Consider the following 21591-nt stretch of genomic DNA (forward strand, 5'->3'; position numbering starts at 1 on the left):
GCGGCCAGGACCACCATCCGGCGCGGCGGCTCCGGCAGCACGTCCGCCAGCCCGGGCAGGCCGGCCAGCACCGGCTGCCAGATGTTCTCTCCGGGGGTGGGGTCCCGGTGCGTGAAGCTCACCATGGCTCTCCCCCGGCGGTGAGCAGGGCGCGGCCAAGGGCTGCCGAGTCCCGTTCGGCGTGGTGCTGGCGCAGATAGACCTGCAGGTCCGCCACCCGCCGGGCATACTCCTCCTCGCCGGTCAGCGGCCCCGGACCCAGCCCGTGCCCGGCCAGCCGGAGGACCTGCTCGACGGCGTCCGCCACCACCGCCCTCACCTGTCCGGCGAGCAGCGCGCCGTCGGGCCCGTCCGCACGGCCGGCGTCGACGTCAGCCGCCGCGGCGGCCAGGACGCGGCGAGCCCCGTGCAGGGCGGTGTCCGTCTGGCCCAGCAGCATGAGGGCAATCTGGTCCGGTTCCCGCTTTCGGGCGGCGGCGGCCAGCCGTCGGGCAACCCCCACGGCGCCCCCAAACCAGACCGCGGCAACGCCGATACCGCCCCAGGCGAAGCCGCTGCGTTGGAGGTACCAGTTATCCCCGCCCACGGGCACCGCCGGCACGTCGGTGAACTCCACCGCGGTGCTGTCCACGGCGGTCAGCCCGCGGCTGGCCCAGGTCCCCCGGCCGGGACGGACACCGGCATGGCGGAGGTCCACGGCGAAGGCCCGGCGGGTGCCGGGGCCGGTATGGGCGGTGACCACCGCACGGTCCAGCTCTGCTGCCAGGGAGCACCAGGGTTTGGTGCCGGCCAGGCGCCAGCCGCCGCCTTCCGCCCGGGCATCCAGCCGGAGCCCGGAGCCTTCGGCGGCGTACACACCCCAGGAAGCCCCGGCGGAGCCTGCGCTTCCTGGATGGTCCAGGCCGGCCTGGGCAAGAATGGCCAGGGCGTCGAGGTGGGGCTCGACTACCCGGGCCGCGGTAAGGTCTGCCGCACCCAGGGTGGCCAGCAGCTCCCAGAGCCGCATCGTGGTGCCGGTGCCGGGCAGCGGCGCCAGCGTCTCAGCCGGTGCCAGCAGGCCCAGGGCGGCGTCGACAGATCCTTCCACCGCCGCGGTCCGGCGGGCCAGGTCGGCTAACGCGTCCAGCCACGCTGCCGACGGGGCGTCGGAGTCCAGCAGGACGGGACGTCTCACTCCCCGCCGCCGCGTGCGGCCGAGAGTACCGCCACCAGGAAGCCGGCGTCCGGGGTCAGCGGGCGCAGGTCCCAGGTGGACAGCTTCAGTTCCACGCCCAGCCCGGCTGCCTCGGCGTCGGCGAAGAACTGTCCGAAGTCGTAACCGCGCCCGGCGCCGAAGCCGATCACCACCCGCCCTTCCGGCGCGAGGTGCGCACGCATCCGGGCCAGCACTTCAGGCGCGGTGCCGGGGGCCAGAAACGTCATCACGTTGCCGGCGCAGACAATCAGGTCAAACGGCTCGCGGATGCCCTCAGCGGGCAGGTCCAGTTCGGTCAGGTCCCCGACCAGCCAGGTGGCCTGCGGGTGGTCGTTCCGGGCAGCGTCGATCAGCTCCGGGTCCACATCCACACCGACGACGGCGTGCCCGCGCCGCGCCAGCTCGCCGCCCACCCGGCCGGGCCCGGCCCCGGCGTCGAGGATCCGAGCGCCGCGCGGCACCATGGCGTCGATCATCCGGGCCTCACCGTGCAGATCCGCACCCTGCTCCCTCATCTGCTCGAACCGCTGGATATACCAGGCGGAATGTCCCGGATTTTGCTTCTTTTTGGCTTCCCAGAGAGTTTCCTTGCGCATCCTTCCAGCGTACTCAACCGCGGAGAGGGAAAACGCCCGCCCGGGCGCCCGCCGAGGGGCATAAACGGCTGTACGTGGCCCACCCGACATCGTGTGTTTACACCGTAAACATCAGCGGTAAAGTACCACTGTGAGTACTAAAACCTTCCCCCACCTGATGTCTCCGGGCCGTATCGGCCCCATGGAAACGCACAACCGGATCGTCCTCCCTGCGATGGACATGAATGTCTCGGAGCACGGTGAGATCGAACAGCCGGAGATTGACCACTATGTGGCCCGCGCCAAGGGCGGCGCCGGCCTGATCATCACCGGCGCCTGTGCCATCGCGTTCCCGTACGGCGCGGCCTCCATGAAGGAGCCGGGCCTCTCCGATGACAAGTACATCCCCGGTCTCAAGGCGCTGGCCGATGCCGTCCACGCCGCCGGCAGCAAGCTCTGCATCCAGTCCACCCACCACGGCAAGGTGGCCCGCGTCGACACCGCCAACGACCGCCCCGTGCTCGCCCCGAACCAGCCGGACTACAGCTATGACATGTCCGCCCTGGCTGACAGCACCCGCGAAGAACTCGGCAAGATGGGCGCCGCCACCGCCGGCAAGCAGACGTCCTACAAGGAGATGACGGCCGAGGACATCGCCTGGCTGGTCACCACCTGGGCCGATGCCGCCGAGCGCATCGCCAAGGCCGGCTGCGACGCCATCGAAATCCACGCAGCCCACGGGTACATCCTCGGGGTGTTCCTGAACCAGCGCGACAACAAGCGCACGGATCAGTACGGCGGTTCGCTGGAAAACCGGGCTCGGCTGGCCTGCGAGGTCATCAGCGCCGTCAAGGAGCGCGTCGGCGACCGCCTGGCCATCCTCGTCCGTGTCGCCGGTGAAGAATACGGACAGGACGGCGGACTCACCCTCGAGGAAGCCACGGAAGCCTCGAAGCTGTTCGAAGCCGCCGGCGCCGATGCCATTCACGTCACCGGCTGGGGCCGCAACCCGTTCGATAACTTCACCGACGGCCCGCTGCCCAACAAGGTCGGCGCCTACCTGGAGAACGCAGCCGAGATCAAAAAGCAGGTCAGCGTTCCCGTCATCGCCGTCGGCCGTATGCTGCCGGAGGTGTCCGAGAAGGCACTGGCCGCCGGGCAGATCGACTTCGCGGCCATGGGCCGCCAGCTGCTGGCCGATCCGGAACTGCCGAACAAGATCCGCGACGGCAGGTTTGACCAGGTCCGCCCCTGCATCAACTGCTACCTGTGCGTGGCCGAGAACTTCTTTGACGACACCCCGTTCTGCGCCGTCAACCCTGCACTGGGCAACGAGGCGCTGCTGCCGCTGAAGCCCGCCTCCGCCACCAAGCACGTGGTCATTGTCGGTGCCGGTCCCGCAGGTCTGGAAAGCGCCCGCGTGCTGACCGAACGCGGCCACCGCGTCACCGTGGTGGACAAGTCGGACCGTCTGGGCGGGACCATGTGGTTCTCCACCATGACCACCCCGGACAACGAGCGGCTGCTGCGCTGGTTCAAGTCCGAAATCCGGCGGCTGAACATTGCGGTGAAGCTGAACACCCCTGCCACGGTGGAATCCATTCGGGCCCTGCACCCGGACCACGTCATCATTGCCACCGGCGCCGTCCGCCCCAAGCCGGACTTCCCCGGCGGTGACCTGCCCGTGGTGCAGACCGGTGACACGCTGCGCGCCATGATGCTCGGAACGGCCACTGCCGAGGAAGCCGGTGCGGTACTGAGCACCCTGGGCAAGCTGGGCCGGCTCTCCGGCATCACCAAGAGCCCCGAGTTTGTCCGCCAGTTCACCAGGTTCTGGCTGCCCATGGGCAAGGACGTGGTGGTTATCGGCGGTTCGCTGGTGGGCCTGGAACTGGCCGAATTCCTCGCCGAGCGCGGCCGCCGCGTGACGCTGCTGCACGAAAAGCAGCAGCTCGGCCTGCCGCTGGCCATGCCCCGGCGCTGGACCGCGGTGAAGGATGCCGAGAAGCACGGGGTGAAGATCCACCGCAATGCCTCCATCACCCGCATCACGCCCAAGAGCGTGGAGTGGACCGTGGGCGAAGAGAGCTTCACCGCTCGCGCGGACATGGTGGTCTACGCAGACGGTACGACGTCGGCCTCACCACTGGCGGACGAGCTGCGGGCGGCGGACCTGGGCATCGACGTCGACGTTGTGGGTGACGCCGGCGCCGTCAACTACATCCACGGCGCTATCCACTCCTCGTGGAAGGTTGCCGCGGAGCTCTAGGAGGGCGCACCTTCCCCCAGGCGCGGGAAACCGGCAGGCCGCAGTGATGGCGGCCTGCCGGCTTCCCCTTTTAGGAGAAGCAGGGCGGCAACGGTCCCGAAGCTACCCGGCCGGTGCGTCGGCCTGGAGGACGGTCACGGCCAACTGGACACGGTTGGTGACGTCGAGTTTGGTGAAGGCACTGGCAATATGGGTTTTCACCGTAGCCACGCTGACGAAGAGTTCGGCGCCGATTTCCGTGTTGGTCAGGCCGCGGGCAACGGCACGGGCCACGGCGCGCTCCCGCTCACTGAGCTCCAGCAGCGGATTGGGCTGTACCGCGGGCGCCGGCCGGACCGTGGCCGCGGCCGCGACAATACGTTTAAGGATTCCCGGGGAGAAGCGCAGCTTGTCCTCCGCCGCGGCGCGGACCGCTGAGACTATGTCGGCCGGCGCGGTGTCCTTCAGCAGGAAACCGCTGGCCCCGGCCCGCAGCGCGGACAGAATGAAATCATCCGTCTCGAATGAGGTCAGGACAATCACCTTGGGCGGGACGGGCAGCACGGTCATGCGTTCAGTGGCCCCGATCCCGCTCAGGCGGGGCATGCGGATGTCCATCAGTACGACGTCGGGCTCCAGCTCGGCGGCGAGCCGGACGGCGGTTTCACCGTCGCCCGCTTCACCGACAATGGAAAGGTCCGGCGCCCCATCGAGGATGAGCCGCAGCCCCGCCCGGATCAGGGGCTCATCATCCACCACCATTACCCGCACTTTGTCCGCCTTCACCACGGCACCTCCACTTTGGTCATGTAAACGCCCTGGCGGTCCCCCGATTCAAAGGACCCACCGGAGAGCCGGGCCCGTTCGGCCAGCCCGATCAGGCCCAGCCCATCCGGCGAGCGGCGCGGAGAGCCGGAAATCGGATTGCTCACTTTCACGGTAATCCCGTGTCCGGGGGCACCGGTCAGGGACACGGTCACCGGATGGCCCGGGGCGTGTTTCTGGGCGTTGGTAATGCCTTCCTGCGCCACGCGGTACAGGTGACGGGAGGTGGCGTCCGCGGGAGCATCCTCCCCGGATGCCAGCAGGGCCGGTTCAATACTCAGGGTGATCTCGGTGCCGGCCGCACGCGCGGAATCCACCAATGCCGGAATGGATGCGATGTTCGGCTGGGGCGCAGCCTCCGCCTCGTCCTCCCGCAGGACCGTCAGCACGGTGCGCAGTTCCGTTGCTGCCTTATGCGCGGTCTCCCGCAGCATCCCGGCCGTGGAACGGATGGTCTCGGCGTCCAGATCCGTCCGGTATTCCAAGGCTCCGGCATGCATGCTGATCAGGCTGAGCCGGTGGGCCAGGGTGTCGTGCATTTCCCGGGCGATCCGGGTGCGTTCGGCCAGCCGCGCCTGGTCCGCGCGGGCGTCCTGTTCCCGGCGTGCACTGTCCGCTTCGTGGTGCAGCGAGACGATCAGCTGCTGCCGCGCGCCGCGGTTCAGGCCGATAAGCACCAGGACCACCAGCGGGACCACTGCGACCAGGAGCACCCACCAGATCTCGCCGTCGATCGGATCGCCGGGGTTGACGGCCGTGCCGGCGGCCATCCCCGCGGTAAAGACTGCCGCGGTCGCGGCCACGTACCGGGGACGCCGCAGCGCGGCAATGCGGATAATGCACAGGCAGGCCGCCGGGAAAGCCAGGCTGGAGAGCCCGCTCACGGCAATGATGGCCAGCCCGGCACCCACCGGTGCCCGGCGCAGGGCAAGGGGCAGCAGCCCAAGCGCGGCAAGGCCCAGGAGGAAGTCCAGGAACATTAGGGCGGCGAACCTGCCCGTGACCGCTTCTCCTTCGGGCGGCATCATGGCGCCTTGGGCCACCAGGAAAAGCAGCAGCCCCGCCACCCCGGTCCCGGCGGTAATACCGGCCACTCTCCAGGCGCTGTGGCGTTGTCTCAGAGGCGGCATTCCACCGATCCTAGTGAGCTGTGTGCCGGGCCCGCAATTGGCCGAAAGCATGAGGTTATCTCCTCCATCCGGCAGGCGGTTAGGACCGGTTGGCCGAAGCGGGAGCCGGCATGCTGCGGTCAGGCTGGTTTCATGACATTCACTGACCCGCACCGGGACCCGCCGGTCCCTGACCTGCCCCAGCTCCCAGCGGAGCCCTACCCGTATCACCGGGCAGCCCTTGCCCGGCCCGGCAACAGGTGGTGGCACCCGCTAACCACCCTTCTGGTTGCCGTAGCTGTGTTCGCAGTCCTGATGCTGCTGGCAGTGGTTGCGCTGGTGGTGGCGGGCATCTTCGTGCCTTCCATTGGCACCGCCGTGGACCGGGCGGTCTCCGCGGACGCGGACCTCACCGATCCCGCCCAGTTGCTCTTTATGCTTGCCACAATCTGCCTTCTGTGGCCGGCGGCAGCACTGGGCGTCCGCTGGGGAGGCAGGCGTCCGGCCGGCACACTCTCATCCGTCACCGGCCGGCTGCGCTGGCGCGTCTTTCCCCGCCTGCTCGGGTTGGCCGCAGTGCTGTTTGTGGTGTGGAACGGCCTGAGCCTGCTGCTGCCGGAGGCTTGGGTGCAGGCCGGTGAGGGCCGCGGGGACGGAAGCTCCGGCAACGTGTGGCTTTTGCTGCTGGTGGTCCTGGCCGTTGTGCCGCTGCAGGCCACCGCAGAGGAATACGCCTTTCGCGGCCTGCTGATGCAGGGCATAGGTTCCTGGCTGCGGCATCCGGCCTTTGCAATCCTGCTGCCGGTTCCGTTGTTTGTCCTCGGCCACGGGTACGGGCTGGTGGGGCAGATTGATGTTGCCGCCTTCGCTGTTGCCACGGGCTGGCTGGCCTGGCGCACCGGCGGCCTCGAAGCGGCCATCGCCCTGCATGTCATCAACAATGTCGGTGTTTTTGCCCTGGGATCGGTGGGGCTGTCAGACCCCAACGCCACCGATATGCCGCTGGCGGCCCTCCCGTTTTCGCTCGCCTTCCTGCTGGCCTATTCACTGATTGCGGCCCGCGCGTTTCCTGCACCGGCGTTGACGGCAAAGCCACACGAACGAAATGGTCATCCGCCAACGTCCGGAACCACAGCGGCCTCTTCCAGGGTTTGAGCGGCGGTCCGCCATCGCCTAGGCTCCCGCAGATAGGTTGCCTAACAGTTGTTCAGGGGGAAATCGCTTTGCGTATGGAAAACAGTTCAACCAGGACCACCGTTTTAATGCTGTCCGCTTTAGTCCTCTCGGCGGCGGCTGTCTCCGGCTGCAGCGTCAGCCCGGAGGCGGCGGATCCCGCACCGTCCCGGACACCTTCCGCGACGGCTGCGAAGTCAGCGGCACCCGCTCCGGTCACCCGGCAGCCCTCACCGCCTGCGGGCGAAGTGTCAGTCCCGGAGGCGACCGCGGAACCGCCTGCCGTGTCCGCACCGGCCCTCCCGGGGGCCCAGGCCCCGTTGACTGCCGACACCGCACAGCAGATCGTCGCCGATTCCCTGCAGAACAGCCCGGACCTGGTGTACGACGTGTTCGAGAAGCCGGACGGATCCTTCGAGGTGAAGGTCCGGTCCAAATCGCTCGCGGAGCAGGGCGGGTCCGGCACCGTGGGCCTGTACAAGGTCTCACCCACCGGGGCCTTATCGCTGAAGTAGATCGCGGTGCCTTCTGCCTCATGCACGGCGGTCATGGCCGGTATACCCAGGCACGGGGCAGGCCCGGGTACTCCGCAAAAACATGCGTAACCCGGAGACGAACCGGACCTGTATGGTTCAGAGTCAGGAACCCCTCCGGTTCCGCTACAGGAGCGAACATGTCAGACAAGTCCCCGCGCCAAGCAGCATCCAAGAAGTCCGGCAAATCCATCAAGGAAAAACGCGCCGAGAAGAAGGCCGCAGCAGCTCCGTCCGGTTCCATGGACAAGGCCACCGGCTCAAAGCCAGCAAGCAACCAAAAGAAGTGACCGGCCCCGAGGACCATCTCACTCTCGGTGTCCTGGCCAGCACCCGCAAGCCCGCCGAACGCCGGCTGCCCCTCCACCCGCTGCATCTGGAACGCATCGCGCCGGAGGTGCGGCAGCAGCTGATCCTCGAAACGGGGTACGGCGAGAGTTTCGGTGTGTCCGACGCCGTGCTGAAACCGCTGGTGGGCGCAATCCTTCCCCGGGCCCAGGTAGTGGCGGAGGCCGACGTCGTCCTGCTGGCCAAGCCGCAGCCGGAGGACCTTGCCGAGCTGCGGGACGGGCAGACCCTCTGGGGCTGGCCGCACTGTGTGCAGGACCGGGCCATCACCCAGCTCGCGATCGATAAGAAACTCACGCTGATTGCCTTCGAGGCCATGAACCACTGGGCCGGCGACGGCGGCTTCGGCCTGCACGTGTTCCACAAGAACAATGAGCTGGCCGGTTACAGCTCCGTGCTGCATTCCCTCGCCCTGACCGGCGTCACGGGCGATTACGGCCGCCGGCTCAGCGCCGTCGTTATCGGTTTCGGTGCCACCGCCCGCGGGGCCGTGACCGCACTGAACGCGCACGGCATCCACGACGTCCAGGTACTGACCAACCGCGGCGTCGCGGCAGTGGGCTCCCCTATCCACTCGGTGCGGATAGCCCAGTTCGACCACAATGACTCTGCGCCGTTCCTCAGCGAAGTCATCACCGAACGCGGCCGGGTGCCGCTCGCCCCGTTCCTGGCCCAGAGCGACATTGTGGTGAACTGCACGCTCCAGGATCCCAATGCCCCGCTGACCTATCTGCGCACCGAGGACCTGGCCGCCTTCCGGCCCGGGAGCCTGATTGTGGATGTGTCCTGCGACGAGGGCATGGGCTTCGAGTGGGCGAAAACCACTACCTTCGCGGACCCCATGTTCGAGGTGGGTGAGCACATCAACTACTACGCCGTGGACCACAGTCCGTCCTACCTGTGGAACTCCGCCAGTTGGGAAATCAGCGAGGCCCTGCTGCCGTTCCTGGAAACCGTCATCGGCGGACCCGCGGCCTGGGCGGAAAACGACACCATCCGGCAGGCGATCGAGATCAGCGACGGCGTCATCCGGAACAAGGACGTGCTGCAGTTCCAGCGCCGTCAGGCCGTTTACCCGCACGCAGCACTGGCGGTGTAAACGGTGCGGGCCGGCGGTCTGCGCCGGTCCGCTCCGGATAGCGGACCGTAGTTGTCCTGGTTATACGCCAGACTCGAAGCATGCCCGCAATCCCATCTCCTGCCGTTCCAGAACTGACGGTGGCTGACGCCGCCGCCTGGCGGGAGTGGCTGGAGGAAAACGAATCCTGCAGCAACGGTGTCCGCCTGGTCCTCGCAAAGAAGGGCATTCATTCGCCCACGTCGCTGAGCTACGCCCAGGCCTTGGAGGAGGCCCTGTGCAGCGGCTGGATTGACGGGCGGAGGAACAGCGGAGACCAGGGGACCTACCGGCAGCACTTCACGCCCCGCCGGGCGCGGTCGCTGTGGTCGAAGCGGAACATCGAACTGACCGCAGGCCTTATTACTGCCGGCAGGATGCGGGAACGCGGTTACGCCGAAATCTCCCGTGCCAAGGCGGACGGCCGCTGGGACAGCGCCTATCCCGGAGCTGCCGCGCTCGACGTCCCCACGGATCTGCAGACCGCGCTCGACGCCGATCCCGCCGCAACCGCCGCGTTTGCCGCGCTCAGCCGCTCTGCCCGGTATCCGGTCCTGCTGCAGGTGGTCACCGCCCCCAATGATGCCGTGCGTGCCGCGCGCATTCTCCGGCAGGTGGCGCGCCTGGCCGCAGGCAACGGCTGAGGACTGAACTGTTCGCGCCTCTGTCGGGAAATTTTTGCTGGTCCCGCAGCGGTGCCTGCGGCACACTGGTCGCGTGGACGCTATCCCCTGGGTGCTGCATGTTGACCTCGACCAGTTCATTGCCGCCGTCGAGGTGCTGAGGCGCCCGGAACTTGCCGGCAAGCCGGTGATCGTGGGCGGCCGCGGTGACCCCACTGAACGGGCGGTGGTCTCCACAGCTTCCTACGAAGCCCGGGCCTTCGGCGTTGGCTCCGGGATGCCGCTGCGGATTGCGGCCCGGAAGGTGCCCGACGCCGTGATCCTTCCGGTCGACGCCGACGCCTACCTCGCCGCCTCGGAGACGGTGATGGCCACGCTGCGCGCCCGGCCCGGCGCCGTCGTGCAGGTCCTGGGCTGGGACGAAGCCTTCGTCGGCACGTCCACGGACGATCCCGAGGCCTACGCCCGCCAGTTGCAGTCCGCAGTCCTGGAGCAGACGCAACTGCACTGCAGCGTGGGCATCGGCGACACCCTGGTGCGGGCAAAAAACGCCACCGACCTGGGCAAGCCCGCCGGGGTTTTCCGCCTCACCAAGGAGAACTGGCTGGAGGTCATGGGGGCCCGGCCCACCAAGGAGCTGTGGGGCGTTGGCAACAAAATCTCCGCCCGGCTCGTGAAGCTGGGCATCACCACCGTTGCGGAGCTGGCCGCCGCTGATCCGCAGTCGCTGGTGCCCGAGTTCGGGCCGAAGATGGGCCCCTGGTATGCGCAGCTGGGCCGCGGCGACGGCGCCGGTACCGTTGACGACACCCCGTGGGTGGCCCGCGGACACAGCCGGGAAACCACCTTTCAGCAGGACCTCACCGAGGCGGCACAGGTAGAGGACGCCGTGCGGGAGCTGGCCGCGAACGTCCTGAAAGACGTGGAAGCCGAAGGGCGGCCGGTGATCGGGCTGACCCTGAAGGTCCGCTACGCACCGTTCACCACCAAGACCCACGCCAGGAAGATCCCGGAAACCCGCGACCCGGGCGAAGTCCTGGACCGGGCACTGGAGCTCGCCCGGGCCATCGAGCCCGGCCGCCCGATCCGGCTGCTTGGCCTGCGGGCGGAAATGGCCATGCCGGAGAACGCCAGGAAGGGCCATACCCCCACGCGCGGCGGCTGGTGAGGCCGCTGCAACGGGTGTGCAACTGGTTACTAAACGCACCATCATGTTGAACGGGTACCCTAACGGTATTAGTCTTCTATGACCCGAGAACGGGTGAATGTCAAGGGTGCCCGGAGAAACGTGCGTCCAGAACGAGAGGTGTAGCCATGTCCGGCCGTAATCTTCACGTGGCCCGACGGAGCGGCGCCGTGGTAGGGCATCTTCTTGTCTACCTCCTCATCTGGCTGGGCCTCACCCTGCTCATCGCAGCCATCGGCATCCGGATGTTCTGGGGCGAGATCACGGTAGGGCAGATGCTCCTGAACCTCGTGTCGGTGGAAACCGACGGCGGAGGCGGATCCATCGTCTGGATGGGCATCCTCGGCGTCGGCGTCCTGCCCGTGCTCATCACCCTGGCCATCGCCTATTGGCAGCGTTCCCGGCGCCGCAAGCACCGCGCCCGGGGCCAGCACCTTTCCTCCCCGCGCTCGCGCTGGGTCATGCGCAGCGTCTCCACCGTCCTGGTGGGCGCGGTGGTCATCGGCGGCACCACGGCCTTCGCCACCACTGTGGGCGTGGGCGATTACATCAAGGCCGCGAATTCCCCTTATGACATCGGGGACTACTACGCGGAGCCGAACGTCACCGGCGCGGAGAACAAGCGCAACCTGGTGACCATTTACCTTGAATCCGGCGAAGCCACCCTCGCCGATGACCAGCTCTTCGAAAAGGACGCCTTCGCTCCCCTCAAGGAAGCCACCCCGGCCGAAGAAGGCTGGCAGAGCGTGGAAAACCTGCAGCAGTACAACGGCGGGGGCTGGACCATGGCCGGCCTGGTTTCCACCCAGTGCGGCATTCCCCTGAAGGGCTCGGGCCTGGGCGGCGGCAGTGCCACCAACGAACTCGGCGAAGACGTCGACACCTATCTGGGCGGCTCCACCTGCCTGGGCGACGTCCTGGAGGACCACGGCTACACCAGCGTCTTCCTGGGCGGCGCCAACTCCTCGTTCGCCGCGAAGGACACCTTCCTGGGCAGCCACGGCTACTCCGAGGTCAAGGGCCTCAACGAATGGCGCGCCACCGGGGAACCCGAGGAGAACTTCCGCAAGGACTGGGGCCTGAGCGACGAGCGCCTGCTCGCCCACGCCAAGGAGCAGATGGACGAGCTGCACGCCGAGGCAGAACGCACCGGGCAGCCATTCAACCTCTCCGTGCTGACCCTGGACACCCACGAGCCGGTCCACATTTACGATTACTGCGATGTGGACACGGATAGCGCGGTCACGTCCGTGTTCGCCTGCTCCCTCACCCAGGTGGCCGGCTTTGTGGAGTACATGGAAGCCCAGGGATACCTCGAGGACACAGCGGTGGTGATCATGGGCGATCACCTTAAGCACATGAGTGCCGGCGACGCGTTCCACGAACAGCTGGACCACCACCCCAACCGCACCATCTTCAACCGCGTCTGGGTTCCCGGCGGAAGCCAGCCGCTGCGCTCCGACATTGACCAGCTGAACATGTACCCGACCCTGCTCGAAGCCGCCGGCCTGACCCTGCGGGATAACTCCGCCGGGCTTGGCGTCTCCGCCTTCGCCCCGGCGGTCCCGGAAAGCTCGGCGCAGGCGCTGGAACCCGAGGCATACTCCCTGCTGCTGGATTCCCTGTCGCCACGCTTCTACGCGAAGGCCTGGGCTGGCGAGGACCCGGTCCGGTAGCTGCGCGCCCGTGCCGGGAGGCGGCTGCCTACCGGTGTGCCGTGAAACGATGGCCGATATGAGTACACCCTCCGGTCCGCCGCCGAACGCGGCGCCCGCGGCCGTTGACGGCCCCGCAGAGGCGGGGTCTACCGTCCGCGCCGGCGCCGTCATGGCGGCCGGCACCGTGGCCTCCCGGATCCTCGGCCTCATCCGGACGGCGCTGCTTGCCGCCGCCATCGGTACGGCCGGCGGGGTCTCGGATCCGTTCAACTCGGCGAACAGCCTGCCCAACTTCATTTACCTGATGGTTGCCGGCGGCGTCTTTAACGCCGTCCTGGTTCCGCAGATCATCCGCGCGAGCAGGCAGCCGGACCGCGGAGCGGACTACGTCAGCAGGCTGCTGACCCTCGCCGCCGCCGTACTGCTGGTCCTCACGGTCCTGGCGACCCTCGCGGCCCCGCTCATCGTGGATCTGACCACCGGTTTCACCGATGAACGCCTGCAGCTGGCCACGCTGTTTGCCTACTGGTGCCTGCCGCAGATCTTTTTCTACGGGATGTATGCCGTGGTGGGCCAGATCCTGAATGCCAACGGCTCTTTTGGCCCCTATATGTGGGCTCCCGTGGTGAACAACGTGGTGTCCATCGCGTTTCTGACGGTCTTCCTGGTGGTGATGGGCGGCGAAGGCACGCAGGAGCACACCCCCGAGACCTGGACCTCGGCGCAGACCCTCCTGGTGGCAGGGGGCATGACACTCGGTGTGGCCGTGCAGGCCCTGGTCCTGCTTATTCCCCTTCAACGGCTCAAGCTGGGCCTGAAACCCAGGTTCGGCCTGCGCGGGACCGGGCTGGGACGGACCGGCAGACTGGCGTCCGTCACCATCATCACGATGCTGGTGGGCAACGGGCTGTACTTCGTAAACCTGCGCATTGCCACCATCGCCTCCGACGCACGGAAAGGTCTTTTGGCGCAGGATCCGCCGGTTCAGATTGCCGGCTCCAGCAACCTGGATACCGGCGTCCTGATGTACCAGCTTCCGCACGCCGTCATAGCCCTGTCCCTGGCCACCATCATGTTCAACCAGCTCTCCGCCGCGTCCGCGAACGGCGATCTTGCCGCAGTGCGGGCGGTGCTCTCCCGGGGGCTGCGGTTCACCGGTGTGGCCACTGTCTTCGGCGCGGCCGCCCTGCTGGCGTTGGCCGGCCCGCTCGGCATGCTCTTCAGCGAATCCCCCGAGGTGGCCACGCTCAACGGCACCATCATCGCCATCCTCGCCGTGGGTACCCCGTTCCTGAGCATCAACTTCTTCCTCACCCGGGTCTTTTATGCCGCCGAGGATGTTCGGACGCCGCTGAAAATCCAGCTGATCCTCTCCGCCGTGGGGGTGGCCCTTGCCCTGACCGCCGGCATGCTGGACCCGCGTTTTATTGTGCCCACGCTCGCGGCTGCCTACTCCCTGGGCAACGTGATCGCCGTCGTCGTGAGCCATCTCTTCCTCACCCGGGCCATCGGGCCCTACGGTGCCGGGCACGTTTTCGACGTGTATGTCCGGCTTGCCCTCGCCGGGCTTGCCGCCGCCGCTTCCGGCGCAGCCCTGTGCCGGGTGTTCGGCGCCAACGAGGTGGGCGGCTATTTCTGGCAGTCCAGGCTCAACTCCGTGGTGGTGCTGGCCGTGGGCGGTGTGCTGATGCTCGCCGTCTACTTGGGCATGCTGCGGCTGCTGCGGGTCAGCGAGCTCAAGCAGCTGATCGGGTTGGTCCGCGAGCGCTTCGGCCGGTGAGCGCGGCCTGAAAGCGGGCGGTGGACGCCGAAGCGGCGGCCCGGGTGTACCGGACCGCCGCTCTTTCAAAGAGTGCAGCTAACCCTTGAGTGACCGGCTCAGTCCGCCCAGGAAGTCCCGGAAATAGGACCCGGTGACCTGGGCCTGCGGGTTCATGTCATAGGCGTGGTAGGCCCCGGGGTAAACATGCAGTTCGGTGGGCACGCCTGCGGCAATCAGCCGGCGGGCATAGTCGATGTCCTCCTCCAGGAACAGGTCCAGGGCACCCACGCTGATGAACGCCGCCGGCAGTCCGGCCACACTCTCCACCCGGGCAGCGGCCGTATAGGGTGATACGCCGTCGATGCCCGGTTCGTGGCCAAGGATCGAGGTCCAGCCGAAGCGGTTGTCCGACTGTGTCCACAGGAACTCACCGGCGTACGGGTGCGGGTCCCGGGTGCTGGCCGTGCGGTCATCCAGCATCGGATAGATCAGCAGCTGGTAGGCGATGGGGAACTCGCCGCGGTCCCGGGCCAGGATCGCCAGGCAGGCAGCCAGCCCGCCGCCGGCGCTGGCACCGCCCACCGCGATACGGGCAGCATCGATACCGAATTCGGCGGCTTTGCCGTGCAGCCACCGAAGCGCGGCATAGCAGTCCTCCACCAGACCCGGCGCCGCTGTCTCGGGGGCGAGCCGATAGTCCACCGAGGCTATGGATGCCCCGGTCTCGGCGACAATCCGGCGGCACAGAATCTCGTCGGCGTCGGCGGACCCAATGACGTATCCCCCGCCGTGGATCCAGACCATGCCGGCAGAGGACGTCGTCGTTTTGTTTTTGGGTTCGTAGTAGAGGACCCGCACGTCGGGGTCGCCCTCGGCGCCGGGGACGAAGTACTCGGTGGTCGTGACGTCGGGGAAGAGCTCCTGGGGGTCCGGGGCATCCTCGACCGGGGCTCCCATCATTTCGCGGACACTCGGAAGCGTCTCGGCCGAAAGGTTCAGGACCGGGAAAACGTCGAGCAGATCGACAATTTCAGGGTCAATCAGATGCCGGGAACTGATGGATGAAGCGGGTTTCAGGGTCATGGCGTCCTTCATTCTGTTGGGAGGTGGGAGTGATTCGACGGGGTCAGGATTCGGCAGGCACCGGGGCCTGGGAAGCTGACTGCCGGGAGGGGCGTACATCGGTGGAGGTTTTGAGGGTGAAACCGCGGTAGCCATCCGCTGCCACCTGGTCACACAGCTGGCGGTAGGCACCGACACCGCCGATGTACGGCATAAAGACCCGGGGCTTACCGGGGATATTGGCGCCCATGTACCAGGACGCCGCCCGGGGATGGAGGGTCATGTTGGCTACCTCGTTGACGTGGTCGCCCCAGTTCTCCTCCGCCGTCGGGTCGGCGTCGGTCCTGGTGACGCCGTGGTCCCGGGCGTACGCGATGTGGTCGGTAATCCAGTCCACGTGCTGTTCTATCGAGACCATCATGTTGCTCAGCACGGACGGGCTGCCGGGGGCAGTGATCATAAAGAGGTTGGGGAACCCCGCGCTGGCGATGCCCAGGTAGGTGCGGGGCCCGGCTACCCACTTCTCCCGGAGTGCCACGCCGTCCGTCCCGCGGATGTCGATGGCGTTCAGTGGGCCGGTCATCGCATCGAAACCGGTGGCGTAGACAATGTCATCCACTTCGTAGAGTTCCCCTGCCACTACCACACCGCGCTCGGTGATCCGTTCAATCGGCGTCTCGCGGACACTGACGAGGGTGACGTTGTCCCGGTTGTAGGTTGCGTAGTAGTCCGTGTCCACGCAGATCCGCTTCGTCCCGATCGGATGGTCCCGCGGCACCAGGAGGTCGGCGATATCCGGGCGCTCAACTACCTCGCGGATCCGGTCACGGACAAACTCCGCCACCACCTCGTTGGCTTCGGCGTTTACCCCCGTATCGATGAACGCGGACAGGAAGCCCGCACCGCCGTAGTCCCAACGCTCCTTCATTTCCCGGGTCCGGACATCCTCGGGCAGTTCAAGTGCGCTGCCGATGGGGGCCGCGGGATTCGTCCCGGTGGGCGAGATCCGTGCCGCCTGACGCAGCTGCTCGTAGTTCGCCTTGGTCTGCTCGATCTCTGCAGCGCTCAACGGTCCGTTCACCGCCGGCACCGAGAAGTTCGGAGTCCGCTGGAAGACCGTGACATGCGCCGCCTGAGCGGCAATCACGGGGATGGACTGGATTCCCGAGGATCCGGTGCCGATCACCGCCACCCGGCGGCCGGTGAAGTCGACCTCCTCATGGGGCCACCGCCCGGTGTGGTACGTCGGCCCGCTAAAGGTCTCCATGCCCTCGAAGTCCGGCACGCGGGAGGCAGAGAGGCAGCCGACGGCGGTAATCAGGTACTGCGCGGTGGTAACGAGGCCGTCGTCCGTGTACACCGTCCAGCGATCCTGCGCTTCGTCGTACCGGGCACTGTCGATCGAGGTGGAGAAGGCAATGTCGGGACGAAGCCCGAACCGGTCAGCCACGTGGTTTGCGTACCGCAGGATCTCCGGCTGGGTCGGGTAGCGCTCGGTCCATTGCCATTCCTGCTGGAGCTCCGGCGAGAAGGAATAGGAATAAAACAGTGACTCAACGTCGCACCGCGCCCCCGGGTACCTGTTCCAGTACCAGGTCCCGCCTACCCCGTCTCCCCGTTCAAAGACCCGTACGTTGAGCCCCAGGTCATCGCGCAGCCGTTTCAACATGTACAGGCCTGCGAACCCCGCGCCCACAATTACGGCGTCGTAGTCGGTTGTTTGCCCGTCCGATACAGTCATCGGGACACTCCGTCCTTTTCCGGCGTCATTGCCGGCCCAGGCTTTCTGGTGCCCATCAGTCTGTATCGAACCCGGGGACACGTCTTCGGCCAAGTGGCTCAACAAACCCTCCGGCGCACGCCATCTGGCGGTTTCAGGACCCGGCCAGGCCTTAGGTGCCGGACGTGTCCTGCTCCGCGGAGTCGCGGACCCGGCGCAGACAGAGGGCAATGAAGAGCCGGGTCCGTCCGTACGGTTCCGTGATGGTGAAGCCCAGTGCCTGCTCGGCGCGCTCAACCCGGTAGGCCACGGAGTTGTGGTGCAGATACACCGAGCGCGCTGCCTGCCGGACGGAATCCGTTGCCGCGACCGCCTCGAGGATCCGCAGCATCTCCGGACCGTGTGCCTTCCGCAAGGCATCGAGTACGTGGACGTCCTCCACGGTGTCTATCTGCTCCCGGGTCAGGTACGCCGGCAGCAGGGCATACCCGCCCAAGGCCGCTGTCTCCACCAGCACCGCTTCACTCGTGGGATAGGGCGCACTGTCATGGGTTGCCGGCAGAGCGTAGCGCAGCCCCAGGAGCGCCTCGGTGTGAGCTGCCGGCAGGTCCGGGACATTGACACCGCGTGAGAACGCCGCCCGCACCCCGGTCGGTACGGCCAGGCTTTGCAGCGTATCCGCTACGCCTGCGGCTGCGAGGAACAGGGCCTTCCCGTCATCGTAGGTACACAGCACCGAGGCCGTTTTCCCGATCCGCCGCACCAGTTCCTGCACCCCCTCCGCCGGGCCCCTGATACCGATGACGGTGAGCAGTTCAGCCGCGGAAAGCCCCAGCTGCCGTGCCGCCGTGAGCCGCTCATCCGGACGGCGGTTCGCATCAAAAACCACCTCGGCGGCCGGTAGGGAACCCCTGGCTGACTGCCGCAGGGCCACCTTCACGGTGATCCCGAGGCGGCGCAGGAGCAGATCCTCCTCCGGGCATGGCAATCCGTCCAGCCAGACCTGCAGACCTCCCGGGATCCGGCGCGCGCCACGAGGGAGGGGACCCGTGCCGCGCCGTACCGCCCCGTCCGCATCAACGGTGAGCCCTGCCCCGTCCGGCGCCCGGAAACCGGCTCCGCGGCCCAGGACCCTGGCCACACTCTGCAGAACTGTTGACGGGTCGGCCTCCCGTTCCAGCAGTTCGTCGAAGACTTCCCAGACATCGGCCCGGCGGGGAGCCCCGGCACCACGATGTGCCAGAGTTTCCTCGCGCGGGTTGTCCGAGCCGGTCAACATAGGGGTCAGGCTAACCCGTTACCGGTTTTTCCGCGATGGGTGTACCTCCGCGGAAGGAAGCCGGCGGGAATAGATCGCCCGCCACCGCACTTGTACCGCCCATGAAATCAATCGTGTACTCCGCCACCGGTCCTTCATCCGTCCTTTCACTCGCAGAGCGCGACGTCGCCGCGCCCGGTCCGGGCGAAGTGCGGGTCCGCGTCGCTATCTCCGGCGTGAATCCCACCGATTGGAAGGCCCGCGCCGCCGGGGAACCTCCGTTCCCCGAGGTGGTACCGAACCAGGACGGCGCCGGTACGGTGGACGCCGTCGGCGAGGGGGTCACGCACCTGCAGCCAGGTGACCGGGTGTGGATTTACCTGGCAGCGCACGGCCGCCCCACGGGCACTGCACAGGAATTCACTGTCCTCCCCGCGGACCGTGCGGTGAAGCTGCCTGAAGGCATCGGGTTTGACGTCGCCGCCAGCCTCGGCGTGCCCGCCATGACGGCGCACCGCGCCCTGACCGTGCATGAACACGGCCCCGCCCGGCTCGCCCCCGGGGCCCTCGCCGGACGCACCGTGCTGGTCCAGGGCGGTGCCGGCGCCGTCGGGCACGCTGCAATCCAGTTCGCCGTCTGGGCCGGAGCCACCGTGATTGCCACGGTGAGCAGCGATGCGAAGGCTGAACTGGCTACTGCCGCCGGCGCCCACCACATTGTCCGCTACCCCGACGACGCCGAAGCGGACCGGATCCGCGAGGTAGCCCCGAACGGTGTGGACCAGATTGTGGAGGTCTCCCCCGCGCAGAACGCCGCCCTCGACGTGGAGGTGATTGCCAACCACGGCAGTATTGCCTACTACGCCAACAACAACGGCGAGGAATTCACTGCACCCATCGTGGCCAGCTTCGCCAAGAACGTCCGCTGGCAGGGTGTGCTCATCTACACGGTGGGTGAAGACGCCCAGCATGCTGCCGCCGAGGACATCACCGCAGCCCTCCGCGACGGTGCCCTGCCGGTGGGCGGCTCCGCCGGACTGCCGCTGACCTGGTTCCCGCTGGAGGAAACCGCTGCGGCACACGACGCCGTCGAAAACGGCACCACCGGCAAGATCCTCATCCGCGTCTCTGAGGAAAGCGCCTAGTTCTCTGAGGACACCTAGTCAAGGGGCCTGCCCTCCGCCGGCGTACCTGACAGGGGTTACGTTCGGTGGCGCCCGGGTGCAGGATGGGTCCTACCAACCGAGGCAGTGGGCAGGCGCTTCGGCCCCTAGCGAGGAAAGGCAGAATCCCATGGCAGATCTGGGCGGAATGGCAGACAAGGCAAAGGACGCGGCCAAGGATCACCCCGAGCAGGTGGACCAGGCTAAGGAGAAGGCCAAGGACGCCATGAGCGGCAATAAGGACGACGAGCAGAAGTAGCACTCGTTCGCGCACCAATCTTCACAGCGGAGCCGGGCAGCCCAGGCGGCCCGGCTTTCTGCTGGTTTGGGGTCAGTTTCCTGCTGCCGCCCTGACCACCGCAGAACTTCCCAGTCAGTGGTGCGGATGTTTCCGGTGAGGTCCCACGTGCCCCACCAGTCACCAAGCGTGGGAATTCCCGCAGGCGACGCCGTCGAGTGTACAGCTAGCGGGCTTTTGACCGGCCGATAGGGCCGTTAGCTGTACATTGGGCAACCTGAAAAGACCCGGGCAGCCGGCATTCAGTTCCCTCGTGCTGCGGAGCGGCCGTGGGCCAGTCCGGTGGGAATGCCAAGGAACTGCGGTTCCGGCGCACTGCAGCACGACGACGACGCGGGCTCCGGCTCCGCCTCAGGTTCGCTGCAGCACGACGACGCCGGATCGGGTTCCGGGACCGGCGCGGTTCCGCAGCAGGAGGCTTCAGCTGCTCCGCCGCCCGCCGGTGCGTCGCAGCTGCCGCCCAGATCCGTGGAACAGACACCGGTTTCGGGCAGGACCAGCTGCACGTCATCGGCGGCCTCCCGGTCTCCGGCCAAGGCGGCGGCGATGGAGCGGACCTGCTCGTAGCCGGTGGCCATCAGGAAGGTGGGCGCCCGGCCGTAGGACTTCATGCCCACAATGTAGAAGTCCTGCTCCGGGTGGGACAGCATTGTGGCGCCGTGCGGTGCCACGGTGCCGCAGCTGTGGAACTCGGGATCAATCAGCGGTCCGAGTTCCCGCGGCGCCTCCACGGCAGGGTCAAGGTCCAGCCGGATTTCGCGCAGCATGCCCAGGTCGGGGCGGAAGCCGGTGGCGGGCACCAGCCGGTCCACCTCCAGCAGCTTTTCCCCGGCCGGCGTCTTCCCGGCCACGGCCAGGATGCCGTCGGTTGTGAACCCGGTGATGGTGAAGGAGGTGTGCAGCTCGATCCGGCCCTCCTGCACCAGGTTGCGCAGCCGGCTGCCCAGTGCGCCACGGGCCGGCAGCCCGTCCAGGTCGCCGCCGCCGTACACCCCGGCCGCGGAGGCACTGCGGATGGCCCAGCTGATCCGGGTTCCGGGTTCCTGTTCGGCCAGCTCAGCCAGGGCCAGCAGGGTGTTCGCGGCGGAGTGGCCGGCGCCGACCACCAGCACGTGCTTACCGGCAAAGCGTGCACGGTCCCTGCCAAGAACGTCAGGCAGCGGACCGGTGATCAGCCCTGCCGCCAGCGCCTCGGCTTCCCCGGGGGCCGGCAGCCCGGCCTGTCCCAGCGGGTTCGGGGTATTCCAGGTGCCGGAGGCGTCAATGACGGCGCGTGCCCGGTACTCGGCTGCCGTACCCCGGACGTCTTCCGTGCGGATCAGGAACGGCGTGCCCTCCCGGCCGCCGGTGCGGGTTTTATCCAGGCCTTCGCGGCTGACGGCCACAACCCGGGTGGAGGTGTGCAGGGAGGCGGCGATCGCGGGGCTCGCAGCCAGTGGCTGCAGGTATCGTTCCCACAGCTCGGCCCCGGTGGGCAGGGTGTCGGCGTCGGGTTCCTGCCACCCGGCAGCGGTGAGCAGGCGGCGGGCGGCGGGATCGACGTCGTACTGCCACGGTGAGAAGAGCCGGATGTGGCCCCAAGACGCCACGGCGGCAGCCGGTGTTGGCCCGGCTTCGAAAATGATCGGGGTGAGGCCGCGTTCCAGCAGCTCGGCAGCGGCGGCCAGCCCTACCGGTCCGGCACCGATCACGGCGACGGGAAGATCGGAAATGTTCATGGTGTGTTCCTCTTCAGCGC

The 21591-nt window shown here is 67.6% G+C and carries 20 protein-coding genes; 11 read left to right on the forward strand and 9 right to left on the reverse strand.

Features of this window, described 5'->3' with window-relative positions:
• Nucleotides 1-118 precede the first annotated feature (118 nt).
• Nucleotides 119-1174 carry an acyl-CoA dehydrogenase gene (locus AC5RVB_RS12775; protein ID WP_494142869.1) on the reverse strand — a complete coding sequence of 352 codons (1056 nt, stop codon included), beginning with the start codon at nt 1172-1174 and terminating at the stop codon, nt 119-121.
• Complete coding sequence (locus AC5RVB_RS12780) at nt 1171-1791, reverse strand: class I SAM-dependent methyltransferase (protein ID WP_494142870.1); 621 nt, start codon at nt 1789-1791, stop codon at nt 1171-1173. The genes AC5RVB_RS12775 and AC5RVB_RS12780 overlap by 4 nt, the downstream gene beginning before the upstream one ends.
• A 130-nt stretch (nt 1792-1921) precedes the next feature.
• Here AC5RVB_RS12780 and AC5RVB_RS12785 point away from each other — a divergent pair, with 130 nt between their 5' ends.
• Complete coding sequence (locus AC5RVB_RS12785; protein ID WP_494142871.1) at nt 1922-4039, forward strand: FAD-dependent oxidoreductase; 2118 nt, start codon at nt 1922-1924, stop codon at nt 4037-4039.
• A gap of 102 nt (nt 4040-4141) precedes the next feature.
• On the opposite strand, the gene AC5RVB_RS12790 is transcribed toward AC5RVB_RS12785, so the two are convergent.
• Both AC5RVB_RS12790 and AC5RVB_RS12795 read right to left on the reverse strand, forming a co-directional pair.
• Nucleotides 4142-4804 (reverse strand): response regulator, encoded by a 663-nt coding sequence (locus AC5RVB_RS12790; RefSeq protein ID WP_227904843.1) that lies wholly within the window; start codon nt 4802-4804, stop codon nt 4142-4144.
• Nucleotides 4801-5937, reverse strand: a complete 1137-nt coding sequence (locus AC5RVB_RS12795; protein WP_494142872.1) for a sensor histidine kinase — start codon at nt 5935-5937, stop codon at nt 4801-4803. The genes AC5RVB_RS12790 and AC5RVB_RS12795 overlap by 4 nt, the downstream gene beginning before the upstream one ends.
• Nucleotides 5938-6105: 168 nt before the next feature.
• Here AC5RVB_RS12795 and AC5RVB_RS12800 point away from each other — a divergent pair, with 168 nt between their 5' ends.
• Nucleotides 6106-7107 carry a CPBP family intramembrane glutamic endopeptidase gene (locus tag AC5RVB_RS12800; protein ID WP_494142873.1) on the forward strand — a complete coding sequence of 334 codons (1002 nt, stop codon included), beginning with the start codon at nt 6106-6108 and terminating at the stop codon, nt 7105-7107.
• A gap of 52 nt (nt 7108-7159) precedes the next feature.
• Here AC5RVB_RS12800 and AC5RVB_RS12805 read toward each other — a convergent pair whose 3' ends face one another.
• Nucleotides 7160-7345, reverse strand: a complete 186-nt coding sequence (locus AC5RVB_RS12805; RefSeq protein ID WP_494142874.1) for a hypothetical protein — start codon at nt 7343-7345, stop codon at nt 7160-7162.
• Nucleotides 7346-7445: 100 nt separating this feature from the next.
• Between AC5RVB_RS12805 and AC5RVB_RS12810 the strand changes: the two genes are divergently transcribed.
• From AC5RVB_RS12810 to murJ, 7 genes are all read left to right on the forward strand, one after another.
• Nucleotides 7446-7640, forward strand: a complete 195-nt coding sequence (locus tag AC5RVB_RS12810; RefSeq protein WP_227929323.1) for a hypothetical protein — start codon at nt 7446-7448, stop codon at nt 7638-7640.
• 158 nt (nt 7641-7798) lie between these two features.
• The gene (locus AC5RVB_RS12815; RefSeq protein ID WP_227904837.1) at nt 7799-7948 is read left to right on the forward strand and encodes a hypothetical protein; all 150 of its coding nucleotides are present in this window, start codon (nt 7799-7801) and stop codon (nt 7946-7948) included.
• Nucleotides 7945-9105 carry a N(5)-(carboxyethyl)ornithine synthase gene (locus AC5RVB_RS12820; RefSeq protein ID WP_227904835.1) on the forward strand — a complete coding sequence of 387 codons (1161 nt, stop codon included), beginning with the start codon at nt 7945-7947 and terminating at the stop codon, nt 9103-9105. Before AC5RVB_RS12815 ends, AC5RVB_RS12820 begins: the two co-directional genes overlap by 4 nt.
• A gap of 80 nt (nt 9106-9185) precedes the next feature.
• Nucleotides 9186-9767 (forward strand): YdeI/OmpD-associated family protein, encoded by a 582-nt coding sequence (locus AC5RVB_RS12825; RefSeq protein ID WP_494142875.1) that lies wholly within the window; start codon nt 9186-9188, stop codon nt 9765-9767.
• Nucleotides 9768-9840: 73 nt separating this feature from the next.
• Nucleotides 9841-10914 (forward strand): DNA polymerase IV, encoded by a 1074-nt coding sequence (locus AC5RVB_RS12830; protein WP_494142876.1) that lies wholly within the window; start codon nt 9841-9843, stop codon nt 10912-10914.
• A gap of 146 nt (nt 10915-11060) precedes the next feature.
• Nucleotides 11061-12608 carry an LTA synthase family protein gene (locus tag AC5RVB_RS12835; RefSeq protein ID WP_494142877.1) on the forward strand — a complete coding sequence of 516 codons (1548 nt, stop codon included), beginning with the start codon at nt 11061-11063 and terminating at the stop codon, nt 12606-12608.
• A gap of 58 nt (nt 12609-12666) precedes the next feature.
• Nucleotides 12667-14370, forward strand: a complete 1704-nt coding sequence (gene murJ, locus AC5RVB_RS12840; protein WP_494142878.1) for a murein biosynthesis integral membrane protein MurJ — start codon at nt 12667-12669, stop codon at nt 14368-14370.
• Nucleotides 14371-14448: 78 nt separating this feature from the next.
• On the opposite strand, the gene AC5RVB_RS12845 is transcribed toward murJ, so the two are convergent.
• From AC5RVB_RS12845 to AC5RVB_RS12855, 3 genes are all read right to left on the reverse strand, one after another.
• The gene (locus AC5RVB_RS12845) at nt 14449-15435 is read right to left on the reverse strand and encodes an alpha/beta hydrolase (RefSeq protein WP_494142879.1); all 987 of its coding nucleotides are present in this window, start codon (nt 15433-15435) and stop codon (nt 14449-14451) included.
• Between the two features lie 43 nt (nt 15436-15478).
• Nucleotides 15479-17155 (reverse strand): flavin-containing monooxygenase, encoded by a 1677-nt coding sequence (locus AC5RVB_RS12850; RefSeq protein ID WP_494142880.1) that lies wholly within the window; start codon nt 17153-17155, stop codon nt 15479-15481.
• A gap of 151 nt (nt 17156-17306) precedes the next feature.
• The gene (locus AC5RVB_RS12855; RefSeq protein ID WP_494142881.1) at nt 17307-18413 is read right to left on the reverse strand and encodes a helix-turn-helix domain-containing protein; all 1107 of its coding nucleotides are present in this window, start codon (nt 18411-18413) and stop codon (nt 17307-17309) included.
• Between the two features lie 101 nt (nt 18414-18514).
• Here AC5RVB_RS12855 and AC5RVB_RS12860 point away from each other — a divergent pair, with 101 nt between their 5' ends.
• The gene (locus AC5RVB_RS12860; RefSeq protein WP_227904821.1) at nt 18515-19537 is read left to right on the forward strand and encodes an NADPH:quinone reductase; all 1023 of its coding nucleotides are present in this window, start codon (nt 18515-18517) and stop codon (nt 19535-19537) included.
• Nucleotides 19538-19685: 148 nt separating this feature from the next.
• Nucleotides 19686-19814, forward strand: a complete 129-nt coding sequence (locus AC5RVB_RS12865) for a hypothetical protein (RefSeq protein WP_290245825.1) — start codon at nt 19686-19688, stop codon at nt 19812-19814.
• A gap of 281 nt (nt 19815-20095) precedes the next feature.
• Here AC5RVB_RS12865 and AC5RVB_RS12870 read toward each other — a convergent pair whose 3' ends face one another.
• On the reverse strand, nt 20096-21571 hold the full coding sequence (locus AC5RVB_RS12870) for an FAD-dependent oxidoreductase (protein ID WP_494142882.1): 1476 nt from the start codon (nt 21569-21571) through the stop codon (nt 20096-20098).
• Between the last annotated feature and the right edge of the window lie 20 nt (nt 21572-21591).

It is taken from the genome of Arthrobacter sp. Y3225209 (assembly GCF_059090685.1).